Source organism: Gordonia sp. (in: high G+C Gram-positive bacteria) (genome assembly GCF_049299075.1).
Lineage (GTDB): Bacteria > Actinomycetota > Actinomycetes > Mycobacteriales > Mycobacteriaceae > Gordonia.
Genome location: NZ_JBAQWU010000355.1, coordinates 1 through 3129, shown reverse-complemented (window position 1 = coordinate 3129; position 3129 = coordinate 1). Strand labels below are relative to the sequence as shown.

General features: G+C 65.5%; 1 protein-coding gene and 1 pseudogene. One reads left to right on the top strand and one right to left on the bottom strand.

Annotation, left to right across the window (positions count from 1 at the left end; translation table 11 throughout):
* Positions 1-65: 65 nt before the first annotated feature.
* A pseudogene (locus WAW85_RS11255) lies at positions 66-2412 on the bottom strand (ATP-binding cassette domain-containing protein).
* A gap of 18 nt (positions 2413-2430) precedes the next feature.
* Here WAW85_RS11255 and WAW85_RS11250 point away from each other — a divergent pair.
* The coding region (locus WAW85_RS11250; protein ID WP_422559697.1) for a hypothetical protein at positions 2431-3129 on the top strand (699 nt) is incomplete at its 3' end.

The window sequence follows — 3129 nt, the reverse complement described above, 5'->3', positions numbered from 1 at the left end:
ATCCAGAGGCCAGTCGGCACGGCTGCGGGCAGAGCGGGGATCGGCATCATCGAACTCCTTCGGTGTCACTGACCAACGTACGCCGCGAGGTGCTCGCCGGTGACTGTCGACGCCTCGGCCACCAGCTGCGCCGGAGTGCCTTCGAAGACCACCCGACCGCCATCCTGACCGGCGCCCGGTCCGAGATCGATAATCCAATCGGCGTGCGCCATCACCGCCTGGTGATGCTCGATCACGATCACCGTCGTTCCGCCCGAAACCAGCCGATCGAGCAGGTCCAGCAGCTGGTCGACGTCGGCCAGGTGCAGGCCCGTGGTGGGCTCGTCGAGGATGTACACCGCACCCTTGCCCGCCATCGCCGTCGCCAATTTAATGCGCTGGCGTTCGCCACCGGAGAGGGTCGTCAGTGGCTGGCCGAGGGTCAGATATCCCAGGCCGACGCCCTCGAGCCGCTGCAGGATCTTGACCGCAGCCGGGGTGCTGGCGGCGCTCGCGGAGAAGAACGCCAGTGCCTCGGTGACCGCCATCGCGAGCACCTCGCTGATGTTCTTGCCGCCGAGCCGGTACTCGAGGACCTCGGCCCGGAAACGGCGCCCCTCACATTCCTCGCACGGCGTCACCACCCCGGCCATCGTCGCCAGGTCGGTGTAGATCACGCCGTTGCCTTTACAGGTCGGGCAGGCGCCCTCGGAATTCGCACTGAACAGGGCCGGCTTGACCGCATTGGCTTTAGCGAAGGCCTTGCGGACCGGTTCCAGCACCCCGGTGTAGGTCGCCGGGTTGCTGCGCCGCGACCCGCGGATGGCCGACTGGTCGACAGTCACCACGCTGTCTCGTCCGGCGACGCTGGCGTGAATTAGCGAGCTCTTACCGGAGCCAGCTACTCCGGTGACCACGGTCAGCACCCCGAGCGGGATGTCGACGTCGACGGCGCGCAAGTTGTTAGCCGAGGCGCCGCGAATCTCTAACTGCCCCTTGGCCTTTCGTACCTTCGTCCGAAGCGGAACACGATGACTCAAGTGCCTGCCGGTGAGTGTGTCGCTCGCCTTAAGCCCCTCGACGGTGCCCTGGAAACAGATCTGCCCGCCGCGCGGGCCTGCCGCAGGACCGAGGTCGACGACGTGATCGGCGATCACGATGGTCTCCGGCTTGTGCTCCACTACCAACACGGTGTTGCCCTTGTCTCGCAGCCGAAGCAGCAGCCTGTTCATCCGCGCGATGTCGTGGGGGTGCAGGCCGACGGTGGGCTCGTCGAACACATAGGTGATGTCGGTGAGCGAGGACCCGAGATGCCGAATCATTTTGGTGCGCTGGGCTTCGCCACCGGAGAGCGTGCCCGTGGGACGCTCCAGCGACAGGTACCCGAGACCGATTTCGACAAAGGAATCGAGGGTCCGGCCCAGGTTCTCGCGCAGCGGGCCGACGCGCTCGTCGTGGCGACCGCCGACCCACGTTGCCAGGTCGCTAATCTGCATCCGGCAGGCGTCGGCGATGCTGATCCCACCGATCCTACTGTTGCGGGCATGCTCGGCCAGTCGCGTGCCATCGCACTCCGGGCAGACACCGGCGGTCACCGCGCGCTCGAGGAACGCCCGGATGTGCGGCTGCACCGAGTCGATGTCCTTGCTCAGCATCGATTTCTGAATCCGCCCGATGATGCCCTCGTAGGTGATGTTGATGCCGTCGACCTTGATCTTGGTCGGCTCCTTGTAGAGCAGCGCATCGACTTCTTTGGCCGTGAAGTCCTTGATCGGCTTGTCCGGATCAAAAAATCCCGACCCCCCCGTAGACCCGGCCGTACCAGCCATCCGGCGTGATCCCGGGAACGGTGATCGCACCGCCGTAGAAGGAGAGGTTCTCGTCGTAGACCTCGGTCAGATCAATATCGGCGACCGTGCCCATCCCCTCGCAGCGCAGGCACATGCCGCCCAGGCTCTCGAAGGTCGTCGTGGTCGCCTTCTTGTCCCCGACCTTGATCGCGCCGCCGCCGCTGACCGTGGGAATGTTGAAGCTGAAAGCGGTCGACGGCCCCACCTGCGGATCACCCAGCCTGCTGAACAGGATGCGCAGCATCGCGTTCGCGTCGGTGATCGTGCCGACCGTCGAGCGCGGATTGCCGCCGATGCGTTCCTGGTCGACGATGATCGCCGTGGTGATGCCGTCGAGGACGTCGACGTCCGGGCGCGCCATCGACGGCATGAAACCCTGAACAAAGGCGCTGTAGGTCTCGTTGATCAGCCGCTGACTCTCGGCCGCCACGGTGCCGAAAACCAGCGAACTCTTCCCCGAACCGGACAGCCCGGTGAACACCGTCAGCCGCCGCTTGGGCAGGTCGACGTCGACGCTGCGCAGATTGTTGACGCGCGCCCCGCGCACCCGGATGAGGTCATGGCTATCGGCAGGAACGGTCATGACGCTATTGTTCCGCAGGTGAACCTCACCCGGGCCCGCGCCCTAATTCAGCGAGTCGCGCAATGGCTGCAGGGCACCCTGGTGGTCGCGATCCTGGCCGGCCTCGGCCGCGTCAGCGTCACCGACCGCGCGATGACGCTGGCCGCACAAGCCTTCACCTCGATCCTGCCGGTGATGATCGTGTTCACCGCACTCCCGATCGACGGGCCCATCCAACGGGCGATTGCGCGGATCGGCACCCAATGGCTCGCCCTGGACCCGAGCGTTCCCCTGACGGCCGAGCCGTCGACCGCATCGTTCGGCGTCGCGGGCGTGCTGATGACGATCATCGGCGCGACGTCGTTCGCACGCGCCTTGGACCGAATGTATGCCGACGCGTGGCAGAACCCGAAGCTGGGGATAGTCGGATGGTGGCGCTGGCCACTGGTCATCTTCATCATCGTCATCGGCATCACAGTGGAAGTATTCCTGGTGCGTGGCCTCACCTATCCGGGACCGTTGGCCCTGATCGAGACGATGCTGAGCGCGGTGCTCTGGACATTGATCTGGGCGACCATCATCGCGCTACTCACCGCCGGTCGGGTGGACGCGATCGACGTTTGGACAACCGCCGCGTGCACCGGCCTCGTCATCGCGCTGTACTTCTACGGCACGCAGCTGTTTTTCACGCAGATGCTGTCGGGTACCGAACTGCGCTACGGCACGCTCGGCATTGTC